This window comes from Rhodococcus sp. JVH1, assembly GCF_000280725.2.
GTDB lineage: Bacteria > Actinomycetota > Actinomycetes > Mycobacteriales > Mycobacteriaceae > Rhodococcus_F > Rhodococcus_F jostii_A.
This window is the reverse complement of the sequence record NZ_CP166289.1, coordinates 3887743-3908990: the sequence shown is the minus strand read 5'-3', so window position 1 is coordinate 3908990 and position 21248 is coordinate 3887743. Positions and strand designations below refer to the sequence as shown.

Annotated in this window: 20 protein-coding genes; 6 read left to right on the top strand and 14 right to left on the bottom strand. The window is 68.2% G+C overall.

Features of this window, described 5'->3' with window-relative positions:
* Nucleotides 1–197: 197 nt before the first annotated feature.
* Together JVH1_RS17985 and JVH1_RS17980 are read left to right on the top strand one after the other, a co-directional pair.
* Nucleotides 198–1667 carry an Hsp70 family protein gene (locus tag JVH1_RS17985; RefSeq protein ID WP_192817847.1) on the top strand — a complete coding sequence of 490 codons (1470 nt, stop codon included), beginning with the start codon at nt 198–200 and terminating at the stop codon, nt 1665–1667.
* A 71-nt stretch (nt 1668–1738) separates the two neighbouring features.
* Nucleotides 1739–2965: an Hsp70 family protein gene (locus JVH1_RS17980; RefSeq protein WP_043780320.1), complete on the top strand. Its 1227-nt coding sequence runs from the start codon at nt 1739–1741 to the stop codon at nt 2963–2965.
* A 7-nt stretch (nt 2966–2972) separates the two neighbouring features.
* Here JVH1_RS17980 and JVH1_RS17975 read toward each other — a convergent pair whose 3' ends face one another.
* The 4 genes from JVH1_RS17975 to lysX are packed head-to-tail and all read right to left on the bottom strand — an operon-like array spanning nt 2973 to nt 8432.
* A complete protein-coding gene (locus tag JVH1_RS17975; protein WP_009476800.1) occupies nt 2973–3572 on the bottom strand; it encodes a histidine phosphatase family protein in 600 nt (199 codons plus the stop codon).
* Between the two features lie 5 nt (nt 3573–3577).
* The gene (locus tag JVH1_RS17970) at nt 3578–4396 is read right to left on the bottom strand and encodes an alpha/beta fold hydrolase (RefSeq protein WP_043780347.1); all 819 of its coding nucleotides are present in this window, start codon (nt 4394–4396) and stop codon (nt 3578–3580) included.
* Between the two features lie 14 nt (nt 4397–4410).
* The gene (locus JVH1_RS17965; protein WP_011596304.1) at nt 4411–5091 is read right to left on the bottom strand and encodes a DUF998 domain-containing protein; all 681 of its coding nucleotides are present in this window, start codon (nt 5089–5091) and stop codon (nt 4411–4413) included.
* Nucleotides 5088–8432, bottom strand: a complete 3345-nt coding sequence (gene lysX / locus JVH1_RS17960) for a bifunctional lysylphosphatidylglycerol synthetase/lysine--tRNA ligase LysX (protein ID WP_009476803.1) — start codon at nt 8430–8432, stop codon at nt 5088–5090. The genes JVH1_RS17965 and lysX overlap by 4 nt, the downstream gene beginning before the upstream one ends.
* Before the next feature lie 110 nt (nt 8433–8542).
* Here lysX and JVH1_RS17955 point away from each other — a divergent pair, with 110 nt between their 5' ends.
* Nucleotides 8543–8770, top strand: a complete 228-nt coding sequence (locus JVH1_RS17955; protein WP_005263380.1) for an RNA-binding S4 domain-containing protein — start codon at nt 8543–8545, stop codon at nt 8768–8770.
* Here the strand turns inward: JVH1_RS17955 and JVH1_RS17950 are convergent.
* Together JVH1_RS17950 and rraA are read right to left on the bottom strand one after the other, a co-directional pair.
* Entirely contained in the window at nt 8761–10116 is a 1356-nt protein-coding gene (locus tag JVH1_RS17950; RefSeq protein WP_009476804.1) for a dipeptidase, read from the bottom strand. The two genes, JVH1_RS17955 and JVH1_RS17950, sit on opposite strands and share 10 nt — an antisense overlap.
* 36 nt (nt 10117–10152) lie before the next feature.
* Nucleotides 10153–10623 (bottom strand): ribonuclease E activity regulator RraA, encoded by a 471-nt coding sequence (rraA, locus tag JVH1_RS17945; RefSeq protein WP_005563989.1) that lies wholly within the window; start codon nt 10621–10623, stop codon nt 10153–10155.
* A gap of 41 nt (nt 10624–10664) precedes the next feature.
* On the opposite strand from rraA, the gene JVH1_RS17940 reads away from it, so the two are divergent.
* Nucleotides 10665–11510, top strand: a complete 846-nt coding sequence (locus tag JVH1_RS17940; RefSeq protein WP_009476805.1) for an SDR family oxidoreductase — start codon at nt 10665–10667, stop codon at nt 11508–11510.
* Nucleotides 11511–11546: 36 nt separating this feature from the next.
* Nucleotides 11547–12224, top strand: coding sequence for a TetR/AcrR family transcriptional regulator (locus JVH1_RS17935; protein ID WP_009476806.1), 678 nt, complete (start codon nt 11547–11549; stop codon nt 12222–12224).
* A gap of 29 nt (nt 12225–12253) precedes the next feature.
* Here JVH1_RS17935 and JVH1_RS17930 read toward each other — a convergent pair whose 3' ends face one another.
* Nucleotides 12254–12658: a hypothetical protein gene (locus JVH1_RS17930; RefSeq protein WP_009476807.1), complete on the bottom strand. Its 405-nt coding sequence runs from the start codon at nt 12656–12658 to the stop codon at nt 12254–12256.
* 134 nt (nt 12659–12792) lie between these two features.
* A complete protein-coding gene (locus JVH1_RS17925) occupies nt 12793–13698 on the bottom strand; it encodes an oxygenase MpaB family protein (protein ID WP_009476808.1) in 906 nt (301 codons plus the stop codon).
* 115 nt (nt 13699–13813) lie between these two features.
* On the opposite strand from JVH1_RS17925, the gene JVH1_RS17920 reads away from it, so the two are divergent.
* Nucleotides 13814–14719 carry an IclR family transcriptional regulator gene (locus JVH1_RS17920; protein WP_009476809.1) on the top strand — a complete coding sequence of 302 codons (906 nt, stop codon included), beginning with the start codon at nt 13814–13816 and terminating at the stop codon, nt 14717–14719.
* Between the two features lie 78 nt (nt 14720–14797).
* Here JVH1_RS17920 and JVH1_RS17915 read toward each other — a convergent pair whose 3' ends face one another.
* From JVH1_RS17915 to JVH1_RS17890, 6 genes are all read right to left on the bottom strand, one after another.
* Nucleotides 14798–15997 carry a DDE-type integrase/transposase/recombinase gene (locus tag JVH1_RS17915; protein ID WP_157174038.1) on the bottom strand — a complete coding sequence of 400 codons (1200 nt, stop codon included), beginning with the start codon at nt 15995–15997 and terminating at the stop codon, nt 14798–14800.
* 132 nt (nt 15998–16129) lie between these two features.
* Nucleotides 16130–17911: a biotin carboxylase N-terminal domain-containing protein gene (locus JVH1_RS17910; protein ID WP_371112998.1), complete on the bottom strand. Its 1782-nt coding sequence runs from the start codon at nt 17909–17911 to the stop codon at nt 16130–16132.
* A 26-nt stretch (nt 17912–17937) separates the two neighbouring features.
* The gene (locus JVH1_RS17905) at nt 17938–18237 is read right to left on the bottom strand and encodes an acyl-CoA carboxylase subunit epsilon (protein ID WP_371112997.1); all 300 of its coding nucleotides are present in this window, start codon (nt 18235–18237) and stop codon (nt 17938–17940) included.
* A complete protein-coding gene (locus JVH1_RS17900) occupies nt 18234–19856 on the bottom strand; it encodes an acyl-CoA carboxylase subunit beta (protein ID WP_342338343.1) in 1623 nt (540 codons plus the stop codon). Before JVH1_RS17900 ends, JVH1_RS17905 begins: the two co-directional genes overlap by 4 nt.
* A 168-nt stretch (nt 19857–20024) precedes the next feature.
* The gene (locus tag JVH1_RS17895; RefSeq protein WP_009476812.1) at nt 20025–20414 is read right to left on the bottom strand and encodes a DUF5313 family protein; all 390 of its coding nucleotides are present in this window, start codon (nt 20412–20414) and stop codon (nt 20025–20027) included.
* Between the two features lie 71 nt (nt 20415–20485).
* Nucleotides 20486–21247 carry a MerR family transcriptional regulator gene (locus JVH1_RS17890; RefSeq protein WP_009476813.1) on the bottom strand — a complete coding sequence of 254 codons (762 nt, stop codon included), beginning with the start codon at nt 21245–21247 and terminating at the stop codon, nt 20486–20488.
* Between the last annotated feature and the right edge of the window lies 1 nt (nt 21248).

Here is a 21248-nt window from a genome sequence, read left to right as displayed (position 1 = left end):
GCATCCGTACACGACCGTGACAAGTCGCGGCGTGTTGCGGATACCGCCACGCGGGCCTGCGTTTCCGCAGCTTTCGACGTCGATGGCGCGAACGGGAACCCGATGTGCGTCACGGGGGTACGGCAAAAAAGCGCCTGACGTGCCGTCCGGTCTGCTTCATGCGCGAGACCCGTGACCGAACCGTTATAGTCGGCGTCATGACTTCAGTTCTCGGTGTATCGGTAGGCGCCAGCGCGGTGCGCTTCGCGTGCCACGACGCCGTGACTCTCGAAACGCCGATCTTCCAATCGCGCTCGGTGACCGCAACACTCGAACGGCCGGAGGAACTGGCTGCCGAGTCCATCGGGACGGTCCTCGCCGAGCGCGACGAAGCCGACGAGGTGCAGGCCATCGGTGTCGCATACCAGGACGAGGCGCAGGCCGGTGCCGTGCAGGCTGCGATGTCGAGGCTGCAGATCGGCAACTTCCAATTGGTCCCCGAAGTGACGGCCGCGCTCCAGATGCTGGAGATGTCCGGAGAACTCGGCGACCACTCGACGCTCGTGTTCTATGACCTCGGCAGTTCGGGTCTCACCGTCACCGTGGTCGACCGAGACACCGGCATGGTGCTGAGCAGTGCGCGTTCGGACCAGATCAGCGGCGACCTCGTCGACCGGCTGATCTGTGACAACCAACTCGAACTGCACCGCTTCGCGCACCCTGCCGACGCGGCGGCCGCGCTCGCGCTGGCCGCGCGGTGCCGGGATGCGAAGGAGCAGCTGTCCACGAACGGCGCCGTGTGCATGCCGGGCGAGGGCGGGCTTCTTCTCCTGTCGCAGGACAGTTTCGATTCGCTCATCGTGGGCCCGGTCGAGACGTCGGCGCGCCTGACCCGCGAGGTCATTCGCCGCTCGGGTCGCCTTCCCGACGCTGCGGTGCTGATCGGCGGCGGCGCGCACATTCCGTTGGTCACATCCGTGATGGAGTCCTGGCTCGACCTTCCGGTGATCGTCCCCGCGCAGCCCGAGCTGGTGGCGGCCGAGGGTGCTGCCCTGCTGGCGCGCCCGACGTCCGACGAGTTCGTCGGGGCGGCGGTGCCGGAGCACCGGTTCGAGCCGGAGCCCGAGCCGGAGTTGGGGCTCGAGTCCGAGCTGGAGCCCGAGCCCGAGCCTGAGCCCGAGCCTGAGTCTGAGCTCGAGGAGTACGCGCCGGCCCGGAAGCGTCGTGGCCTCGTCCTCGCCGGCAGTGTGGTGGCCGTGGTCGCCGCGGTGGGTCTCGGACTCGGTGTCGGCACCGACCTCCTGCAGGGTTCGGAGCAGGACGCACAGCCCGCCGCCACGCAGTCGAACACGCAGGCACCGGCAGCGAGGCAAGTGATACCGCCGCAGCCCACGACGACCACGGATGTGGCCCCACCTTCGGAGGCCGCCCCGTCGGTGGTCGACGAGCAGCCGGTGATCCCGCCGCAGACCGAGGTGCGCACCACGTACCAGCCGCAGGCGCAGAGTTCGACTCAGGCACCGGCCGCCCCCGAGGGTCAGAGTGTCGTGCCGTCCGACACGTCGGCTCCGCCGACCGCACCGGAGCCTGGTCCGCTCATTCCGGGTCTGCCGCAGATTCAGCTGCCGACCATTCCGCCGCCGGCACCGCTCCCCATGCCGGAGTTTCCCCGGATCCCCGGGCTCTGAGCCCATATAACGAAGCCGGCGGCCGCGAGGCCCCGACACGCGTTCCGTGATCAAACCGTTATAGTCTTTCCATGGTTTCAGTTCTCGGTGTATCGGTGGGTGCCAGCGCGGTACGCGTGGCGTATCCGGACGACGAGGGGGCCGTCTTCCGGTCGTTTCCGGTGGACGCCGCCCGCGAGCACCCGGAACACGTGGTTGCCGATGCCATCGGAACGGTGATGGCCGAGCGGCCCGTCGACGACGTGCAGGTCTTCGGTGTCGCGTACCGGGACGAGGCGCAGGCCGCTGCCGTGCAGGCAGCAATCGACTGCCGGCTGGTACCGGAAGTGACGGCCGCGCTCCGGATGCTCGAGCAGTCGGGGCAGCTCGGCGACCATGCGACGCTCGTGTTCTATGACCTCGGCAGCTCCGGCCTCACCGTCACCGTCGTCGACCGATTCACCGGCGCGGTGCTCGGGACGGCGCGCACGGACGAGATCAGCGGTGATCTCGTCGACCGGTTGATCCGCGACCATCAGCTGGGCGAGAAGCGCATCGCGCCACCGGCCGACGAGGCCGCGGAGTCGGCGCTCGACGCCCGTTGCCGCCGCGCCAAGGAAGAGCTGTCCACCAACACCGCGGTGTGTGTGCCCGGCGACGGCGGTCTGCTCCTGCTCTCGCAGGACATTCTCGACTCGCTGATCGTGCGCCACGTCGAGGCGTCGGCGCGTCTGGCCCGCGAGGTGATCGAATCGTCCGGGCGTGCTGCGGACGCGGTGGTTCTGATCGGGGGCGGCGCGCATATTCCGCTGGTCGCGTCTCTGATGGAATCGTGGCTCGCGCTCCCGGTGATCGTGCCGGCGCAGCCGGAACTGGTGGCCGCGGAGGGCGCTGCGCTGCTGGCGCAGGAACGCTCGGATACTTCGGATCGCATCGGTGCCGAGAGATTCGCAAGACCGGTGATCCGTGGTGGCGCCCTGGCGGGCGGTGCGCTGGCCGTCGTCGCCGTGATCGGTCTCGGTCTCGGCGTCGGTGGCAGCCACCTGCAGAGCTCCGACGGTGACGCACGTCCGGTCGCCACTCAGCCGAGTGACGTGGACGTCTCTCCGTCGCCCGCACCGGCACCGGTGTCGACGCCACCGCCGTCGGCCGCGGTGTCGGTTCCGGGCCCGGTCGAGGAGGAGGCGAGCGTGCCGGAGCCTGCTCCCGCGCCTGCCCCCACCCCGCGTCCCCTCATTCCGGGTCTACCGCAGATTCAGCTGCCGACCCTCCCGCCGCCGCCTCCGCTCCCTCCGCTGCCCCGGATCCCGGGCCTCTAGCGACCGCTCATCGGCGCAGCATGTCCCTGACGTGACCGGTCTCGTTGACCGACGCCACTCGCCGCTCACCGCTGCGGGAGACGAGCACCCGGGTCACGGAGACGTATTCGATCGGGAACACGAGGGGCCGGTCGAGCCCGAGCAGGTCCTGGAGGAACACGTTGATGACGCCGCCGTGGGCGAATACGGCGACGGTGTCCTCGTGGCCGGACTCGTCGACGATGCGGCCGAGGGACTCGAAGACCCGTGTCCGGAATGCGTCGGCGTCGACGGACTTCGGGAACTCGCCGGCCCGAATCCGGGCGAAGGCCTCGGGCGCCCGCGCCTCCGCCTCGTGGAACGGGATGTAGTGGTCGAGGTCGTAGTCGTATTCCGCGAGGCCGACGTACTCGGTGACGGGCAGGTTGAGGGCCTCGGCGACCGGTGCCGCCGTCTCGAGTGCCCGGCGCTGCGGGCTGCTCACGATCCGGGCGATGCGGTACGGGGCCAGCGCGGCAGGCAGCCGCTTGGCCTGGGCGTGACCTTCCTCGGTCAGTGCGGGGTCCGCGCGCCCCTCGGACGCGGTGACGAGCTCGGGCAGCGCGTGGCGGATCAGTAGCAGTTGCACGTCGATCAGCTTGCCAGCTCCCGTACCAGTGCCGCGATCTGGCCGGGCTGATCGATCATGGCGTGGTGGTGCGCGGGACGCACGACGCGGAACGCGGCACCGAGGAACTCAGCGAACTGTCTCTGCATGCGGATCCACGCCGACCCCCACGGTGTCGGACGTCCGGTGTGGGCGGCGGCCACGACGACGGGCGCCGTCATCGTCGTGGTCTCGCGCAGCGCGGCCAGCTCCTGAGCCAGCGCCGGGTACGACGCGTTCTCGACGATCGAGGATTCGAGATACGCCGGCTCGCGGTAGATCCGCTCGACCCATCGACGGGTGCCCGGCGCGATTCCGTCGGGGGGTGTCGAGTGGTTCAGGATCCGGCGGACCGTGGGCCCGAGGAGGCGTTGCAGCCCCACCCTGGTGGCCGTTCGGGCCACCCGCCTGCCGATCGTGACGCGCCATCGGGTCGGGATCACGCGGTGCGGATGGGCCGTGACGGTGGCGTCCAGCAGGATCACGCCGCCGGTTCGGTCGGGGTACAGCCGGGCGAAGGCCTCGACGTAGATGCCGCCGAGCGAGTGGCCGACGAGCACCACGGGGGTGGTCACGGACAGCGCGTCGAGAACGTCGGCGATTCTCCCGGCCTCGCCGCGGGCGGACGGCCGCTCGTCGGACGGGGGACTGAAGCCGTACCCGGGACGATCGATCCGCACTACGAGGCAGCTCCCGGACAGCAGCTCGGTCACCTCGTCCCAGTCGAACCAGTTCCCGCCCAGGCCGCCGTAGAGGACGACGGGTGGGCCCTCGCCGTCGACCACCACGTGCACTCCCGCGACAATTTCCCCAGGACGTTTCACGTGGAACCATCCCTTTCCGGGGTGACGTGAATCACGCTGAGCGCCACGAAGATCAGCCATCCGCAGAAGGCGAGCAGCTGGACGCGCTGGCCGAGCCCGAGCCAGGCGTCCTGGTCGCCGCGCAGTCCCGCGGCCGTCAGCGTCCATATCGTGCCCCCGACGAACACCGTTGCCACGGCCACGCCGGTAATTTTCAACCAGGCCGGCCAGCCGTAGCGGAACGCGGCCAACAGGAACGCGAGGGACGACACCACGCCACCCGTCGAGGCGGACGCGCTGGTCACGGCGTGCAGATCATGGGTGAGCGGCAGGTGTCCGGCGGCCTCACGCGCGGCGCAGACGGGGTCGTTGGTGGCCGCGCAACTCATCGGCAGGCGCGAATCCGTGATGGTCGCGACCGCGAACACGATCAGCGCGAGCCACCCGACTGCCGTCACCCAGCCCTGCGAGTACCGCGACAGTCCGAGCACCCCGGCCACGGCGACGATGCATCCGGTCAGCAGGTCGCCGGTCCGGAACCAGATTCCGTACGGCTGGTCCGCGGCGGCGAGTTCGCTCGCGTACCCCCGCAGCGGATCGATGCCGGTGTCGAGGACGAATTCGAGCAGCCACGACGCGTAGCCGATGGCGCCGAGGATCAGCAGCGCCGCGACGGCCACCCGGCCACGGGAGGTCATTGCCTCGGCTTGGCCAGGGGGAACGCGAGGGTTTCACGGATGCTGCCGCCGGTGATGAGCATGACCACCCGGTCGACGCCCATGCCGAGCCCGCCGGTCGGGGGCATGGCGTGCTCGAGGGCCTGCAGGAAGTCCTCGTCGAGTTCCATCGCCTCCTCGTCGCCGCCGGCCGCGAGCATCGACTGCTCGGTGAGCCGGTTCCGCTGATCCACCGGGTCGGTGAGTTCGCTGTACGCGGTGCCGAGTTCGACGCCCCACGCGACGAGGTCCCACTTCGCGGCGACCCCGGGAATCGTGGGGTGCGGCCGGGTGAGCGGTGACATCGACGTCGGGAAGTTGGTGTAGAAGGTGGGGAACTCGGTGTAGTCCTCCACCAGGTGCTCGTACATTTCCTGCGCGACGGCGCCGGCGTCCCAGGTGGACTGGTACGGGATCTCGTGCTCGTCGCACAGCCGTTGCAGTTCCGTTAGCGGCGTTTCCGGTGAGACGTCGACGCCGAGCTTTTCGGCGACCGCCTGGTGCATCGTCTTGACGGGCCATTCGCCGGAGATGTCGACCTCCACCAGCGCGCCGTCGGGGCCGGGCCGCATGATGATCTCGCGTCCGTACGCCGCGATCGCCGCGGTCTGGATGAGCTCCCGGCACAGCACCATCATCTTCTCGTAGTCGCTGTGCGCCTCGTACGCCTCGAGGATCGTGAACTCGGGATTGTGTTTGAAATCGACGCCCTCGTTGCGGAAGACGCGGCCGATCTCGAACACCTTCTCCATGCCGGCGACGCACAGCCGCTTGAGGTACAGCTCCGGCGCGATCCGCAGGTACAGGTCCAGGTTGTAGGCGTTGATGTGGGTGAGGAACGGGGCCGCGTTGGCGCCGCCGTGCACCTGCTGCAGGATCGGTGTCTCCACCTCGAGGAAGCCGCGCCCGCCGAGCGAATCGCGCAGCGACTTCACGACGGCGCTGCGGGCCTCGAGCAGTCGGCGGGCATCGGAGTTGATGGCCAGGTCGACGTACCGCTGCCGGACGCGGGTCTCCGGGTCGGACAGGCCCTTCCACTTGTCCGGCAGGGGGTGCAGGCACTTGCCGGTCATGCGCCATTCGTTCGCGAGCAGCGACAGCGCGCCGCGGCGGCTGTATCCGATGACGCCGGCGACCTCGACGAGGTCACCGAGGTCGAACTCGGCGGCGAACGCCCGGATGCGGTCGGTACCCACCCGGGCCTCGTCGACGAGGATCTGGATGTCGCCGGACCAGTCCCGGACCACCGCGAACACGACGCCGCCGTAGTCGCGGATCCGGAGCAGGCGGCCCGCGATGCGGACCGTCGTCCCCTCCGGCGACTCCACGGCCTCGCTCACCGTGTGGCTGGGCGGATACGCGACGGGATAGGGATCGATGCCCTGTTCGGCGAGGCCGGCCAGTTTGTCGAGCCGGACGCGGACCTGCTCGGGACGTTTCGGGCCGGTCGCCGCCGGTGCGAGACCTTCGCCGGGTGCGCTGCCGTCGGAGTGCAGTCCTTCGGCGGCGACGAGTGCGGCGGGGACCGCGGCGTGGGTGCCGGTGTGCTCGAGGGCGTCCCGGGTTCCGGAGCGGCCGAAGCGGGGCAGGGTCACGAATCCTTCCGCGACGGCCGACGCGAATCCGACGCGCAGCAGTTCCCGGTTGTCCTCGAAGCAGAGGAACCGCGGCACCCATTCCGGCTGGTACTTGACGTTCGACCGGTACAGCGCCTCGAGCTGCCACCAGCGGGAGAAGAAGACGAGGATCGAACGCCAGATCCGCAGGATGGGTCCGGCCCCGATGCGGGAGCCTTCCTCGAAGACGGAGCGGAACACCGCGAAGTTCAGTGACACCTTGGTGATGCCGAATTGATCCGAGGTGGTGGCCAGTTCGGACACCATCAGCTCCACCACCCCGTTGGGGGACGTCGGCTTGCGTCGCATCAGGTCGAGGGAGACACCGGTCGGCCCCCACGGCACCAACGACAGGATGCCGTCGATCTCGCCGTCCTCGGCGACCGCCTCCACCAGCAGGCAGTCGCCGTCGAGGCGGTCACCGAGCCGGCCGAGGGCCATGGAGAAACCGCGCTCGGTCTCGGTGTCGCGCCACGCGTCCGCGAGCCGGATGGTCTCGGCCATCTCCTCCGCCGGGACGTCCCGGTGTCTGCGGATCCGGACGGTGACGCCCTGACGCCGGACACGGGTGACGGCCTGGCGGACCTGCCGCATGTCGCGCCCGCTGAGGTTGAATTCGCGGGTGCGGAGGATGGCTTCGTCGCCCAGCTGGAGCACGGTGAGACCGGCCTTGTTGTACGCGGTGGCGCCGGTTTCGCTGGCGCCCATCACGGCGGTGGCCCAGCCGTATTGGGACGCGAGTGCCTGCCACTCCTCGATCGCGTGGGGCCACGCCTCCGGGTCGCCGATCGGGTCGCCGCTCGCCAGGCACACGCCGAGCTCGACGCGGTAGGTGATGGCCGCCTTCCCGCTGGGTGCGAACACGACGGCCTTGTCGCGGCGGGTGGCGAAGTAGCCGAGGGAGTCGTCCGCGCCGTACTGCAGCAGGAGCCCGCGCAACGCAGATTCGTCGTTGCCGGTGAGCGCGTTGTGGGAGCGTTGGGCACGGAACAGGGTGATGACGGCGGCGAGAAGTGCGATCGCACCGAACAGGCCGAGGAGGGTGTTGACGAATCCGTGTGGGCGCCCGGTGAATTGTTCGTTGTCGGCGGCGGCGAGCGCGGTCACGCGATTCAGCGCCCACAGGAAACGTTCATTCTGCGGCAGGGTGCCGGGGAACAGTTCGACGAGGCCCCAACCGAGGAGCGTGCCGATGGCAAGCCCGACGATGAGTACGCCGAGGGCTTTCCAGCCGGCGCCGCGCCGGACTCGGGTGTAGAACTCCGGGCGGGCCGCGATGAGGATGCCGATCAGCACCACCTGGACCACGGCGGCGACCATCGCATTCACGTTCTTGTCCGTGATGCTCACGATCACGTTGGTGATCAGGAACAGAACCAGGTAGATCGTGAGCAGCCACCAGGCGATCCGCTTGCGACTCGCCAGCGCCGCTGCGAGCAGCGCGACCACCAGAGCCCACGACAGGCTGGTGTCGGGGGCGTCGAAGTAGTAGGTGTCGACGTACTCCCGCGGCACGTGCACGTAGTAGCGCAGCACCGGCGAAATGCTCCACAGGAACACGAGCACCGAGAAGACGCCCAGGATCAGTCCCGCGATGTGGGGAACCTGGTGCAGGCGCCCGTTCTTCGTGCCGAGGCCGGGCCGGGGCCGTGGTGCGGTGGGGACGGCCGCCTCGGACGCGTGGTGTGTCTCGGTGCTAGCTGACATCGAGCGTTTCCTTCCCGGCGAGAGATACGTACCGATCACGGGAGACAGGTGTTCCAGTGTTCAGTGTGAGCCGTCGGGCCGCGATTTGGGTCGAGAGGGAAGATAGAGGCATGTCCGACATCCACGACGCCGTCCCGATCCGCGACGAATCCATCCGTCTCGGCCAATTCCTCAAGCTCGCCAACCTCATCGAGTCGGGTGCCGAGGCGAAGGAAGTGATCGCCGACGGACTCGTGTCGGTGAACGGAGAGGTCGAGGTGCGGCGGGGGCGGCAGTTACGGGACGGGGACGTCGTGGAGATCGGTGGGATGACGGCTCGGGTGAGTTCTCAGTCCTGACGGCCGGCGGTCGCGAATCTCTGCAGGAACAGCGCTTCGGCGACGGCGAGGTTCTCGATTTCGCCGGGATCCACACTTTCGTTGGGGGCGTGGATGAGGCAGCGCGGTTCCTCCACCCCGATCAGGGCGATCTCCGCTGTCGGGAGGACGGCGGAGAAGACGTTGCACAGTGGGATGGAGCCGCCCTGCCCGGCGGTTCCGAGTTCCTTCCCGAACGCCTCCTCCATCGCCGCACCGAGGGCCGCGTAGCCGGGACCGTCGGTGGTGGCGCGGAACGGGGAGCCCACCGCTTCGCGTTCCACCGTCACCCGCGCATCCCACGGGGCGGCGTTCTCGAGGTGCGCGGCGAGCGCGTCCTGCGCCTTCTGCGGGTCCATTCCGGGTGGCACCCGCAGGTTGAGGCGCGCCGATGCGCGCGGCGAGATGGCGGCGGCCGAGCCGACCACCGGCGGGCAGTCGATGCCGAGGATCGTCAGCGCCGGCCGTGCCCACACGGCGTCGGCGACGGAACTCGAACCGGCGAGACGCACACCGTCGAGCACGCCGGCGTCGGTGCGGAACTGCGCCTCGGGGTAGTCGACGCCCGTCCACTTCTGGTCCGACTCGAGCCCGTCGACGACGGTGTTGCCGTCCGCGTCACGCAGGGTGGCGAGCATCTGGACGAGGGCGGCCAGCGCGTCGGGGGCGGGCCCGCCGAACATGCCCGAATGCACCTCCCCGGCCAGGGTCTCGACGTGGACCACGACGTTCGCGATGCCGCGCAGCGTCGTGGTGACGGTCGGGCTGCCGACCGCGGCGTTTCCGGTGTCGACGACGAGGATCATGTCGGCGTCGAAGAGTTCGGGCCTGGCCTCGACGAGGTTCTCGAGCCCGCCGGTGCCCATCTCCTCGGACCCTTCGGCGACGATTCTGATGCCGACGGGGAACGGGGTGCCGAGTGCACGCAGCGCCAGCAGGTGCATCACGATGTTGCCCTTGCAGTCGGCAGCGCCGCGCCCGTACCAGCGGCCGTCCCGCTCGGTGAGGGTGAAGGGGTCGGTGTGCCAGAGTTTCTCGTCGCCGGGCGGTTGAACGTCGTAGTGGCAGTACAGCAGTACCGTCGGGGCCCCGGCGGGCGCGGGCTGATGTCCGACGACGGCGTGTGACCCGTCGGATGTCTCGAGGAGTTCGACCTGTCCGATTCCGGCCCCGAGGAAGGCGTCCCGGACCCATTCGGCGGCGCGAACGCATTCCTCCGGTGAGAACTGCCGCGGATCGGCCACCGACCGCATCGCCACCAGTTCGGCGAGTTCGTCACGGGCCGCGGGCATCAGCCCGGCTACCTTGGAACGGATTTCGTCGGACATCGACGCCTCCTCGGGGTTCGCGCGGTTCTCGTCGGGTCAGCGGACGACGACGCCGTCCTGATCGCTGTAGACGGTCTCGCCGGGATTGAACGTGACGCCGCCGATCTCGATCGGGACGTTCTTCTCGCCGGAGCCGGTCTGGGTGCTCTTGCGGGGGTTGGTGCCCAGTGCCTTGACACCGATGTCGAGGGTCTTCAGGATCGCCGAGTCGCGGACCGCGCCGTTGACGATCACACCGGCCCAGCCGTTGTCGACGCCGCGTCCGGCGATGATGTCGCCGACCAGGGCGGTGTGGATGCTGGCGTCACCGTCGACCACCAGGACGCCGCCGTTGCCGGGTTCGCCGAGGGTCTGCTTGACCAGCAGGTTGTCCTGGAAGCACTTGATGGTCGTGATGGGGCCGGAGAACACTTCACGGCCGCCGAACTGGATGAACTGCGTGTCGCAGCTCCGGATGTCGGGTCCGATCTCGTCTGCCAGGTCAGCGGTTGCCACGGGTTCAGTCATACGCGTCAGGATAGAGGGCCGGCGCTGGGAGAATGCGGGGCATGACCATTGCAGTGACAGGAGCCACGGGGTCGATCGGCGGCAAGGTGCTCGAGCGGCTCGGCGGCGGCGCCGGGGTCCGGCTGATCGGGCGGAACGCGCAGCGGTTCGAGCCGCTGGCCGAGCATTACGACTCCGCGTTCGCGGTGGCCACGTATGCCGACGGTCCGGCGATGACCGCCGCGCTGGACGGCGTCCGGTTGCTGTTCCTGGTCTCGGGAAACGAGAGCGCCACCCGCCGCGAGGAGCACCGCACCGCCGTGGACGCCGCCCGTGCCGCCGGGGTGGAGCGGATCGTCTACCTGTCGTTTCTGGGCGCGGCGCCCGAGTGCACGTTCACGTTCGGGCGCGACCACTACTTCACGGAGCAGCACATCCGGGAGACCGGGCTGAAGTACACGTTCCTGCAGGACAGCTGGTACCAGTCGATGATCCCGCTGATGGCCGACGATCAGGGCGTCATCCGGGGTCCCGCCGGGGACGGCCGGGTGAGCGCGGTCGCGCCCGACGACGTCGCCGATGCGGTGACGGCGGTCCTCACCACCGGCAACGGCGACCACGACGGCGTCACCTACCGGCTGACCGGGCCGGAGGCGTTCACCCTCACCGAGGCCGCCGAGACGATCACGAGGGTGACCGGACGTTCGGTGCGGTTCGAGAACGAGACGCTGGACCAGGCGTACGCGTCCCGCGCCCACTTCGGGGCGCCGGATTTCGAGGTCGCAGGGTGGGTGACCTCGTACGCAGCGATCGCGGCCGGTGAGTTGGCGGTCGTGACGGGTGACGTCGAGACGCTCACCGGACGGCCGCCGCAGACCTTCGCCGACTATCTGAACAGCTACACTTGACCCGTCCTGGCATAGCGAGCGGTAGATAGGTCTTCGATGGTCAGCTCATCCAAGGGTGCGACGCCCACCGAGGTCGGCAACGCAGCGGACTGGCGCCGCCTCGAACCCACGAAGTTGACGCCGATCCTCAGCGCCTCCCTCGACGCGTTCTACGAACACGGTTTCCACGGCACCTCGGTGCGCGACATCGCCCGCCGAGTCGGTGTCACGGTACCCGCTCTCTATTACCACCACGAGAACAAGGAGGCCGTTCTCCTGGCGCTCCTGGAGCTCTCCACCAGCGACGTCCTCGAGCGTGCCCACGCCGCGAGCGCCGACGGCGGCGACGATCCGGTGCAGCGACTCGCCAACGTCATCGAGGCGATCGTGCTGCGGATGACCATGCGATCCCGTCTTGCGGCGCTCGAGAGCGAGGTGCGCTACCTGAGCCCGGAGAACCGGCAGCGTTACCGCACGGTCCGCAAGGGTGTGGAGGAACTGGTCCTCGAGATAGTCAAGGAAGGCAAGAAGCGGGAGCTCTTCGACGTGTCGGATGCGGCGGAGACGACGCGGGCGCTCCTCGGTATGTGCCAGTCGATTCCGCGCTGGTATCACGCCGAGGGCAAGCTGACCCCGGACGCGGTGGCCCGCAAGTACGTCGAGATCGCGATGAAGACCGTGGGGTCCATCGAAGCTCCCGTCAAGCCGAAGAAGAGGCGCACCGCCGGCGTCTGACCGGCGATGCGTCTCGGCAGTTTCGGTTGTCAGCTCCCCAGGCCCAGCCCCGGTGACGCGACGGCATCGAATTCCGTCGTCGTCTCGGTCGGCTCGCCGTTCGGTGGCGCGAACGTGAAGACGGCGGTGTAGCGGCCGGCCTCGTGGGTCCGGATCGCGGCCGTCCCGGCGCCCAGGGTGAGGGGGATCGACCGCGCGGTCACGTCGCCGGAGGGGTCGGTGAGTTCCAGCTCGACCGGGGTGGTGCCGTCCGTCCCCGTCGGGGTGGGGGTGACGAGCGCACCGAGCGTCACCAGGTTGTTGGCGTAGACGGTTCCGATCGGTGGGACGACGTTGATTTGATAGGTGGTGGCGGCGGTTGCCGTGGGGGCCAGAGCGAGTGAGGCCGCTCCTGCCAGTGCGGCAATGGTCAGGGTCCCTCGCGAGAAGTGCACAAAATCCCTTCCTGTCGACGGTCTCTACGCGCAGCCACGTTACGGCAGAACCCGGTGGTATCCGCCCCCATTCACCGTGTGTCCGAAAATAGTTCGAACACACGGCTTTCCGTCGATCACGCTTCCAAAGCGGTTCAGGATGCGGTGTTTTCCCGCGCGACCGTACCGTTGGTGTGCTGCACGGGGCAGGTTCTGGGGAAGGTGCCCAGTTTCTCCACTTCGTACCCGGTCGGGTAGCTGCGAATGTTGGGAAGGTCGCGGGCGAACTTGGGCTCGGTGCGCACGGGGTAGAACCGGACGAGGCGGGCGCGGGCCTTCAACGCACCCCGCGACAAAGTCCGCGCGAGGCGGGAAGGTCTGCGGTAGGCGAACGCGTCGAGAAGCGGATCGTCCATGAGTGCCCAGGAGAAGCGCTTGATCAGGGCGGCGGGCGCGAGGTTGTTCGGCGGGAACGTGCAGAGGAGTTCGAGCGTCGAGTCGGCGACGGCGCGGCCACCCCGGTCGAAGAGAAAGTGGTCACGCTCGTAGTCGTCGAGGAATTTCTCGAACGCCTCGAAGGTCTCGGGAATCTGCTTGATGCCCATGTACTTGCCGAGCGCACGGTAATAGTTGGTGGACCCGACGATCTCGTTGCGGGTGAGTTTCCGCCAGCCGAAGTCGTCGATCCAGCGCACCGGGGTCACCACGAACGTCGACAGCACGTACCGCATGTCGTCGTTGGAGATGTCGTAGGAGCCGTGCATCTGGTTCATCCGGCGGATGGCGACGCGACCGGGATCGCTGGTGAAGCCGTGTTCGAGAACGGCGTCGAGGATCAGTCCGGTGTCGTCGTAGCGCTTCTGCACGCGTTCGGTGAACTCGCCGGTCTCGAACAGCAACCGGCCGATGGTGGGCACGGCGTACGTCCGGAACAGCGCGAAGCTGAGGGCTTGGTTGATGTCCCAGGGAAATTCCTGAGTGGCGAGAATCCGGTACATCTCTTCGTGCTGCGTCTCGGGATCGAGTCGGTCGGTCCGGCGACGTAGATCGAAGCGTTTCATGAGTTTCACTTCCTGCAGCGGCTGTGACGGATGGCCAGGCAATTTAGCGATCGTTCAGACAGCTCGACTGTATCCCTCGTCACAGTGCGCCGCCAGAGTGGCATTATGCAAACACATGGCACGAAATTCACCGCAGACCGAACGTATCGTGATGCTCACGGAACTCCTGGCAGACGAGCCGGAGACGCCCCGCAGCCTCGCCGACATCGCCCGGCACCTCGGCGTCGCGAAGGCCACCTGCTATCCGATGGTCGTGGCCCTGACCGAGGCCGGTTGGCTCATCCGGCACCCCACCCGCAAGACCTACCGTCTCGGGCCGGCGCTGATCCCGGTCGGGCGCGCCGCCGAGACGGCCACGGACGTCGTCGACCTCGCGCGGTCGGTGATGCACGAACTGGCCGACGCGTCCGACATGGCGTCCATCGCGTTCGTACATTCGGGCAGCGATGTGGTGGTCGCGGAGGTGGTGCAGCCGGTCGGGGGACGCCGCGGAACCCTGGGTCTGCGGCTCGGCGACAAGGTGCTGCTCGCGCCGCCCATCGGTTCGGGGATCGCGGCCTGGTATCCGCCGGAACGGCGCGAGGAATGGTATGCCCTCGGCGGGCAGAATCTCGGAGTCGACGTGGACGTGCTGCGGGCAACATACGAGCCGGCCCTCGCGCTCGTCCGGGAGCGCGGATACGCGATGGAATGCATGCAGCAGCAACAGCATTCGCTCGCGGATGCCGTGTCGGAACTCCGCGGTCGCGGTGTGGGCGGGCACCGCTCGACCGTCGCGCTGCGGGAGGCGCGCACATTGTTGTCGGCGGATGCGGTGGTCGGTGACATCGACCCGGAGGGCAGCTACCAACCGCTGTCGATCAATGCGGCGGCATTCAACCGTGACAGTGAACCCGCGGTCGTGCTGTGCGTCGCCGACGCGTCCCGGCCGATGTCGGGTGTGCGCACGGCGGAGATCGGTGAAATGGTCCGCGACGCCGCGGCGCGGGTGACGGCCGCCATGCACGGCCGCCACCCGTGAGTACTTGCCAACCGCGGGCGGTTTGTGCTGTCTACGTAGATGTGAGACACGGGTGTCTAGGTAGATGTGAGACAGATTTTAGGCGGGGCGGAGTTTGCCTTGGTAGCGCTTGGTGTGGTCGAGGTGTAGGTGGCCGATCACGTTGCCGTCGGTGGTGTAGGCGGTGACGTGGTCGTCGTCGCGCAGCAGGGTGACGGTTTGCCCGGCCATCTTTCGGCCGACGCTCAGGCGGGCGCGGGAGTCGACGCACACGGTGCCGACGGAGGAGACGACCAGGGCGTGCACGGTGGCGTCGTGTTGGATCGGAAGGTGCTGCGGCCCACCGAGGATCGCCGCATTCCGCCAGGCCTGCAGCGGTGGCATCTTGACGGCACTGTGCGGGCGTTCGGTGTTGTAGAACCGCTGGTACGTCTCGCACAGTTGCTGCAGTTCGGCGATGGTGGCCGCGGTGGTGGGCCGTGCGGCCAACCATTGCTTGAAGGTGCGGTGGTGGCGTTCGACCTTCCCGCAGGTCTGCGGGTGATACGGGGTGGAGTGGATCAGCCGCGCCCCGGCCTGCTCCACGACCCGGGTGAAGCCGGAGATGCCGCCCTTGGTGCGGCGGGAGGTGAACGCGCTGCCGTTGTCGGCGAGCACCAACGCCGGGACCCCGAAGCCGGTGAACGCGGCGGTGATCGCCGCGATCGCCCCGGCGGCGGTCTCGGCGTCCGCGACCCGGGTGGCGACCAGGGTGCGGGTGCAGTCGTCGAGGACCTCGAAGACGACGACCTTCTCGCCGGTGGCCAACCGGACCTGGGTGGCGTCGATCTGGTAGCAGTCGCGGGGGTTGCGGTAGCAGAACCGGCGGTACGACGATTTCGGGCGTTTCTTCGGCGCCGGGATCACCAGGTCGTAGCGGGTGAGGATCGTGTTGATCGTGGCCCGGGACGGGATGGTCCAGCCCTCGGCGGCCCAGTTGTGTTTCTCGGCGACGGCCTGCAGGTGGTAGGCGATGGTGTCGGCGCCGCGCTCGTGGTGGGGCAGGTCCAGGCGAAGCCGCACGATTTCGATCTCGACCGCCAGTGGGGTGGCGTGTGGGCAGGAGGTGGGCCGGCGGGACCGGGTGGTCCACCGGCCCTGTTCCTCGATCCGTTTCTTGTGTCGGTAGGCGGTGGCACGGGGGATCCCGTGGTCGGCGCACCAGCGGGCGAAGTTCCCGCCGAACATGTCGGCGCCGGTGTTGTGGGCGAGCACCAGCAGGGCGTGTAGCAGGTCCATGACGGCATCCGTTCCGGTCATGAACCAAGTTCACGACCAGTCAGGTGCCTCACACCTCGTCGACGGCAGCGTGTCTCACATCTGGGTAGACATCATCTGTCTCACATGTCCCCAGACTCAACAAACCGCGGGCGGTTGACAAGTACTCACAAGCTATTTCAGTTCGGCGAGGACGGTGCCCTGGGTGATGGCGGCGCCGGGTTCGACGGCGAGGCCGGTGACGACGCCGGCTTTGTGGGCGTTGACGGGGTTTTCCATTTTCATGGCCTCGAGGACGGCGATGAGGTCGCCCTCGGCGACTTGTTGTCCTTCTTCGACGGCGACCTTGACGACGGTGCCCTGCATGGGGGCGGTGACGGCGTCACCGGAGGCGGCGCCGCCGTGGGCGCCGCCGCGGGTGCGGGCCTTGGGCTTCTTGCGGACCGCCCCGGCCGGCCCGCCGCCGCCGGTGCCGAGGGTGAACTGGCCGGGCAGGGACACCTCGACGCGGCGGCCGCCGACCTCGACGACGACGTTCTGCCGGGGCAGGGTTTCGTCCTCGTCGATCGGCTGGGTGCCGGTGAACGGTTCGATCTGGTTGTCCCATTCGGTTTCGATCCACTTGGTGTAGACGTCGAATGAGGTGCCGTCGCCGATGAAGGCGGGGTCGGAGACGACGGCCCGGTGGAACGGGATGACGGTGGCCAGTCCTTCGACCTGGAATTCGGCGAGGGCGCGGCGGGCGCGGGCCAGGGCCTCGTCGCGGGTGGCGCCGGTGACGATGAGTTTGGCGAGCATGGAGTCGAACTGGCCGCCGATCACCGAGCCGGTTTCGACGCCGGAGTCCATCCGGACGCCGGGGCCGGTGGGGGGCACGAACTTGGTGACCGGGCCGGGGGCGGGCAGGAAGCCGCGGCCGGCGTCCTCGCCGTTGATGCGGAATTCGAAGGCGTGGCCGCGGGGGGTGGGGTCCTCGGTGAGGTCGAGGCGTTCACCGTTGGCGATCTTGAACTGTTGCAGGACCAGGTCGATGCCGGCGGTTTCCTCGGTGACGGGGTGTTCGACCTGCAGGCGGGTGTTGACCTCGAGGAAGGAGACGGTGTCGCCCTGGACGAGGTATTCGACGGTGCCGGCGCCGTAGTAGCCGGCCTCTTTGCAGATGGCCTTGGCGGAGGTGTGGATGCGGTGGCGTTGGTCGTCGGTGAGGAACGGGGCGGGGGCCTCCTCGACGAGTTTCTGGAAGCGGCGTTGCAGGGAGCAGTCGCGGGTGCCGGCGACGATGACGTTGCCGTGCTGGTCGGCGATGACCTGGGCTTCGACGTGGCGGGCCTTGTCCAGATACTGTTCGACGAAGCATTCGCCGCGGCCGAACGCGGCGACGGCCTCGCGGGTGGCGGAGTCGAACAGTTCGGGGATTTCCTCGATGGTGTGGGCGACCTTCATGCCGCGGCCGCCGCCGCCGAACGCGGCCTTGATGGCGACGGGGACCCCGTATTCCTGGGCGAAGGCGATGACCTCGTCGGCGTTCTTGACGGGGTCCTTTGTGCCGGCGGCCATCGGGGCCTTGGCTTTTTCGGCGATGTGCCGGGCGGTGACCTTGTCGCCGAGGTCGCGGATCGATTGCGGGGAGGGGCCGATCCAGATCAGGCCGGCGTCGATCACGGCCTGCGCGAAGTCGGCGTTCTCGGAGAGGAAGCCGTAGCCGGGGTGGATGGCGTCGGCGCCGGACTTGGCGGCGGCGTCCAAGATTTTGTCGAACACCAGGTAGGACTCGGCGGAGGTCTGCCCGCCGAGGGCGAACGCTTCGTCGGCCAGGCGCACGAACGGGGCGTCGGCGTCGGGTTCGGCGTAGACGGCGACGCTGGCCAGGCCGGCATCGGCGGCGGCCCGGATCACCCGCACTGCAATCTCACCGCGGTTCGCGACGAGCACCTTGGAAATACGTGCACTACTCATCGAAATGTCTTCCCTTTTCTACAGTTTCAGTAGCCTGCGTTGACCAGGACGGCAGCGGCGGCTACTTGCCGACGCAGAATGAGGGCGGGAGTGCCCCACGAATCGTTATCGGACGCGGGCGCTTCCGCCGCGGAACCGGACGAGGCGATCGCAGCGAACACTGCGAGCACCGCGGCGATGTCGGTGTCGCTCGGGTTGCCCGTGAACGTCACGGCCGGCGCCGCCGGCGCCTCTTCGGCGAGGCCGGCGTCCAGCGCGATCTCGTCGAGCACCTCGTCGACCGCCAATTCCGCGGTCAAGGTGCCAAACGATTCGCCGCCGCTCATAGGGGGATGTTCCCATGCTTCTTGGGCGGGAGGGTGACCATTTTGCGTTCGAGGAGGCGCAGGGCGGCCACGATCTGTCCGCGGGTGTGGGACGGGGGGATGACGGCGTCGACGTAGCCGCGTTCGGCGGCGACGTACGGGTTGACGAGGGTGTCCTCGTATTCCTGTTGCAGTTGCAGGCGCAGGGCGTCGACGTCGTCGCCGTTCTTGGCGGCCTCGAGGAGGCGTTTGCGGTAGACGAAGCCGACGGCGCCGGAGGCGCCCATGACGGCGATCTGGGCGGTGGGCCAGGCGAGGTTGACGTCGGCGCCCATGTGCTTGGAGCCCATCACGTCGTAGGCGCCGCCGTAGGCCTTGCGGGTGATGACGGTGATCTTCCCGACGGTGGCCTCGCCGTAGGCGTAGAGCAGTTTCGCGCCGCGGCGGATGATGCCGTTGTATTCCTGGTCGGTGCCGGGCAGGAAACCGGGGACGTCGACGAGGGTGATGATGGGGACGTTGAACGCGTCGCAGGTGCGCACGAAGCGGGCGGCTTTTTCGGAGGCGTCGATGTCGAGGCAGCCGGCGAAGACGGTGGGCTGGTTGGCGACGATCCCGACGCTACGGCCGTCGACGCGGCCGAAGCCGACGACGATGTTGCCGGCGCGTTCGGCCTGGACCTCGAGGAATTCGTCGTCGTCGAGGATGCGGCGGATGACCTCGTGCATGTCGTAGGGCTGGTTCGCCGAGTCCGGGATGAGGGTGTCGAGTTCGAGGTCCTCGGCGGTCAGGGAGTCGTCGATGGAGCCGGTGATCGGGTCGGTGGGCAGCATCCGGGGGGCCGCGGCCTGATTGTTGGACGGCAGGTAGGACAGCAGGTCCTTGACGTAGTCGAGGGCGTCTTGTTCGCCGGAGGCGACGTAGTGGGCGACGCCGGACTTGACCATGTGGGTGTGCGCGCCGCCCAGATCTTCCATGGTGACGTCTTCGCCGGTGACGGTTTTGATGACGTCGGGGCCGGTGACGAACATCTGGGAGGTCTGGTCGACCATGACGACGAAGTCGGTCAGGGCGGGGGAGTAGACGTGGCCGCCGGCGGCGGGGCCCATGATCAGGGAGATCTGCGGGATGACCCCGGAGGCCTGGACGTTGCGGTGGAAGATTTCGCCGTAGAGGCCGAGGGAGACGACGCCTTCCTGGATGCGGGCGCCGGCGCCTTCGTTGATGCCGATCAGGGGGCGCCCGGTCTTGAGGGCGAGGTCCATGACCTTGACGATTTTTTCGCCGTAGATTTCGCCGAGGGAGCCGCCGAAGACGGTGGCGTCCTGGGAGAACACGCACACGTCGCGGCCGTCGACGGTGCCGTAGCCGGTGACGACGCCATCGCCGACGGGGCGGTTGTCGGCGAGGCCGAAGTTCACCGAGCGGTGCCGGGCGAGGGCGTCGAGTTCGACGAAGCTGCCCTCGTCGAGCAGGGCGGTGATGCGTTCGCGGGCGGTGAGCTTGCCCTTGGCGTGGACCTTTTCGACCGCGGCTTCACCGCTCGGGTGCTGCGCCTCGGCCTGACGATTACGCAGGTCGGCGAGCTTTCCCGCCGTCGTGTGAATATCGGGCGTGACCGCCGAATCTGTGACTGTCATCTATGACTGCTCTTCCCGTCGAGGCTGTCGGAACCTGCGCTGCACCCTGTGGGGTACGCGGTTCGTGGGATTACCCACTCGGACGCCGCCACTTTAACGCATTACTTATCGATCGTTCACGTGCGCTGCGTCACTGTCGAGGCGAGAGTGTGATGCATCATGCTGCCGCTACTGGTCCTCGGTGCGGCCGTGGCGGCGCTCGTAGTCCTCGCGCGTGCGGTCGGCGCGGCGCTGCGCCTTCTCGCCCACGAGGTCCGGATCGAGGCCGTGGCTGAGCAGACGGTGGCGACGGTAGATGTTCATCAGCGCGACCGCAAAGTAGAGCAGGGGGAGCAGCAGGAGGGCCATCATCGCCAGCGGGATCCAGATGGGACCGGGGATGAGGAGGAACAACGCCAGCACCGCGGCGACGGGAAGCATGAAGCGGAGGACGTACCGCACCGAGGCTCCCGGCCCGACGAGGTCGTTGCGGACCCAGTCCTGCATCGAATCCGGCAGCGTGCGACCGAACAGATACCCGACGTACTGACGGGGGCTGGGACGCTGCGCATCGGACATGGGTCCCAGGATAGTGCTGAAAAACGGAGCGAACTCGACGACGGTGCTTCATCGAGTCCGCGCTGTTCCCGTTACCGCTGCTCGGCATTCGCGACGATGACGTCCCGGACGTACTGCGCGAGACCGGGGGCGACGTCGTCGTAGTGCCGGCGAAAGCGGTCGTCGGCGAGATACATCTCGGCGAGGTTCACCTGCATTGCGTAATCGCAGTCGTAGAACCGTTCGATGCCGGCGCGGTGTTCCTCGGCGAGTGCGTTGGCCCGATCGGAACCGGGTTCGACGCCGTCGGCCATCGCCTGCGCGAGCGACGCCTCGAATGCGTCTCCCTCGGCCTTGATTCGCTTCCAGTCCTCTTTGCTCATCTTCGCGGACCGCTGCTGGGACTGCTTCCACGCGTCGGTATCGCCCCAGCGCTCTTCGGCCTCGGCGGCGTACTCCTCGCCCGGCCAGTTGTCGCCGAAGATTTCGTTCTGCTCTTCGGGGGTGAGCTGAATGCCCATGCTTCTCGCCTCCATCATCTTCTCCACGGCTGCAGCCATCTCGTGTAAGCGATCGATCCGTTCGCTCAGCAACGCGTGCTGTCGCCGTAGATGCGCGAGGGCATCGACGTCCGGGTCGTCGAGGAGGGCTGCGATCTCCTCGAGGGGGAAACCCAGTTCGCGGTACGTCAGCACGCGGTGCAGACGTTCCACGTCGGCGTCCGAATAGCTGCGGTACCCACCGGGTGTGCGGTCGGACGGTGTCACCAGACCGATCTCGTCGTAGTGGTGCAGGGTGCGCACACTCACTCCGACCAGCCTGGCGACCACGCCGACCGTGTGTTTCTCGCTCACG

Excerpts from the sequence above, each read along its gene's own strand:
- JVH1_RS17985 (WP_192817847.1), top strand. The coding sequence starts at position 198 with ATGACTTCAGTTCTCGGTGTATCGGTAGGCGCCAGCGCGGTGCGCTTC.
- JVH1_RS17980 (WP_043780320.1), top strand. The coding sequence starts at position 1,739 with ATGGTTTCAGTTCTCGGTGTATCGGTGGGTGCCAGCGCGGTACGCGTG.
- JVH1_RS17965 (WP_011596304.1), bottom strand. The coding sequence starts at position 5,091 with ATGACCTCCCGTGGCCGGGTGGCCGTCGCGGCGCTGCTGATCCTCGGC.
- lysX (WP_009476803.1), bottom strand. The coding sequence starts at position 8,432 with ATGTCAGCTAGCACCGAGACACACCACGCGTCCGAGGCGGCCGTCCCC.
- JVH1_RS17955 (WP_005263380.1), top strand. The coding sequence starts at position 8,543 with ATGTCCGACATCCACGACGCCGTCCCGATCCGCGACGAATCCATCCGT.
- JVH1_RS17950 (WP_009476804.1), bottom strand. The coding sequence starts at position 10,116 with ATGTCCGACGAAATCCGTTCCAAGGTAGCCGGGCTGATGCCCGCGGCC.
- rraA (WP_005563989.1), bottom strand. The coding sequence starts at position 10,623 with ATGACTGAACCCGTGGCAACCGCTGACCTGGCAGACGAGATCGGACCC.
- JVH1_RS17940 (WP_009476805.1), top strand. The coding sequence starts at position 10,665 with ATGACCATTGCAGTGACAGGAGCCACGGGGTCGATCGGCGGCAAGGTG.
- JVH1_RS17935 (WP_009476806.1), top strand. The coding sequence starts at position 11,547 with ATGGTCAGCTCATCCAAGGGTGCGACGCCCACCGAGGTCGGCAACGCA.
- JVH1_RS17925 (WP_009476808.1), bottom strand. The coding sequence starts at position 13,698 with ATGAAACGCTTCGATCTACGTCGCCGGACCGACCGACTCGATCCCGAG.
- JVH1_RS17920 (WP_009476809.1), top strand. The coding sequence starts at position 13,814 with ATGGCACGAAATTCACCGCAGACCGAACGTATCGTGATGCTCACGGAA.
- JVH1_RS17915 (WP_157174038.1), bottom strand. The coding sequence starts at position 15,997 with ATGACCGGAACGGATGCCGTCATGGACCTGCTACACGCCCTGCTGGTG.
- JVH1_RS17910 (WP_371112998.1), bottom strand. The coding sequence starts at position 17,911 with ATGAGTAGTGCACGTATTTCCAAGGTGCTCGTCGCGAACCGCGGTGAG.
- JVH1_RS17905 (WP_371112997.1), bottom strand. The coding sequence starts at position 18,237 with ATGAGCGGCGGCGAATCGTTTGGCACCTTGACCGCGGAATTGGCGGTC.
- JVH1_RS17900 (WP_342338343.1), bottom strand. The coding sequence starts at position 19,856 with ATGACAGTCACAGATTCGGCGGTCACGCCCGATATTCACACGACGGCG.
- JVH1_RS17895 (WP_009476812.1), bottom strand. The coding sequence starts at position 20,414 with ATGTCCGATGCGCAGCGTCCCAGCCCCCGTCAGTACGTCGGGTATCTG.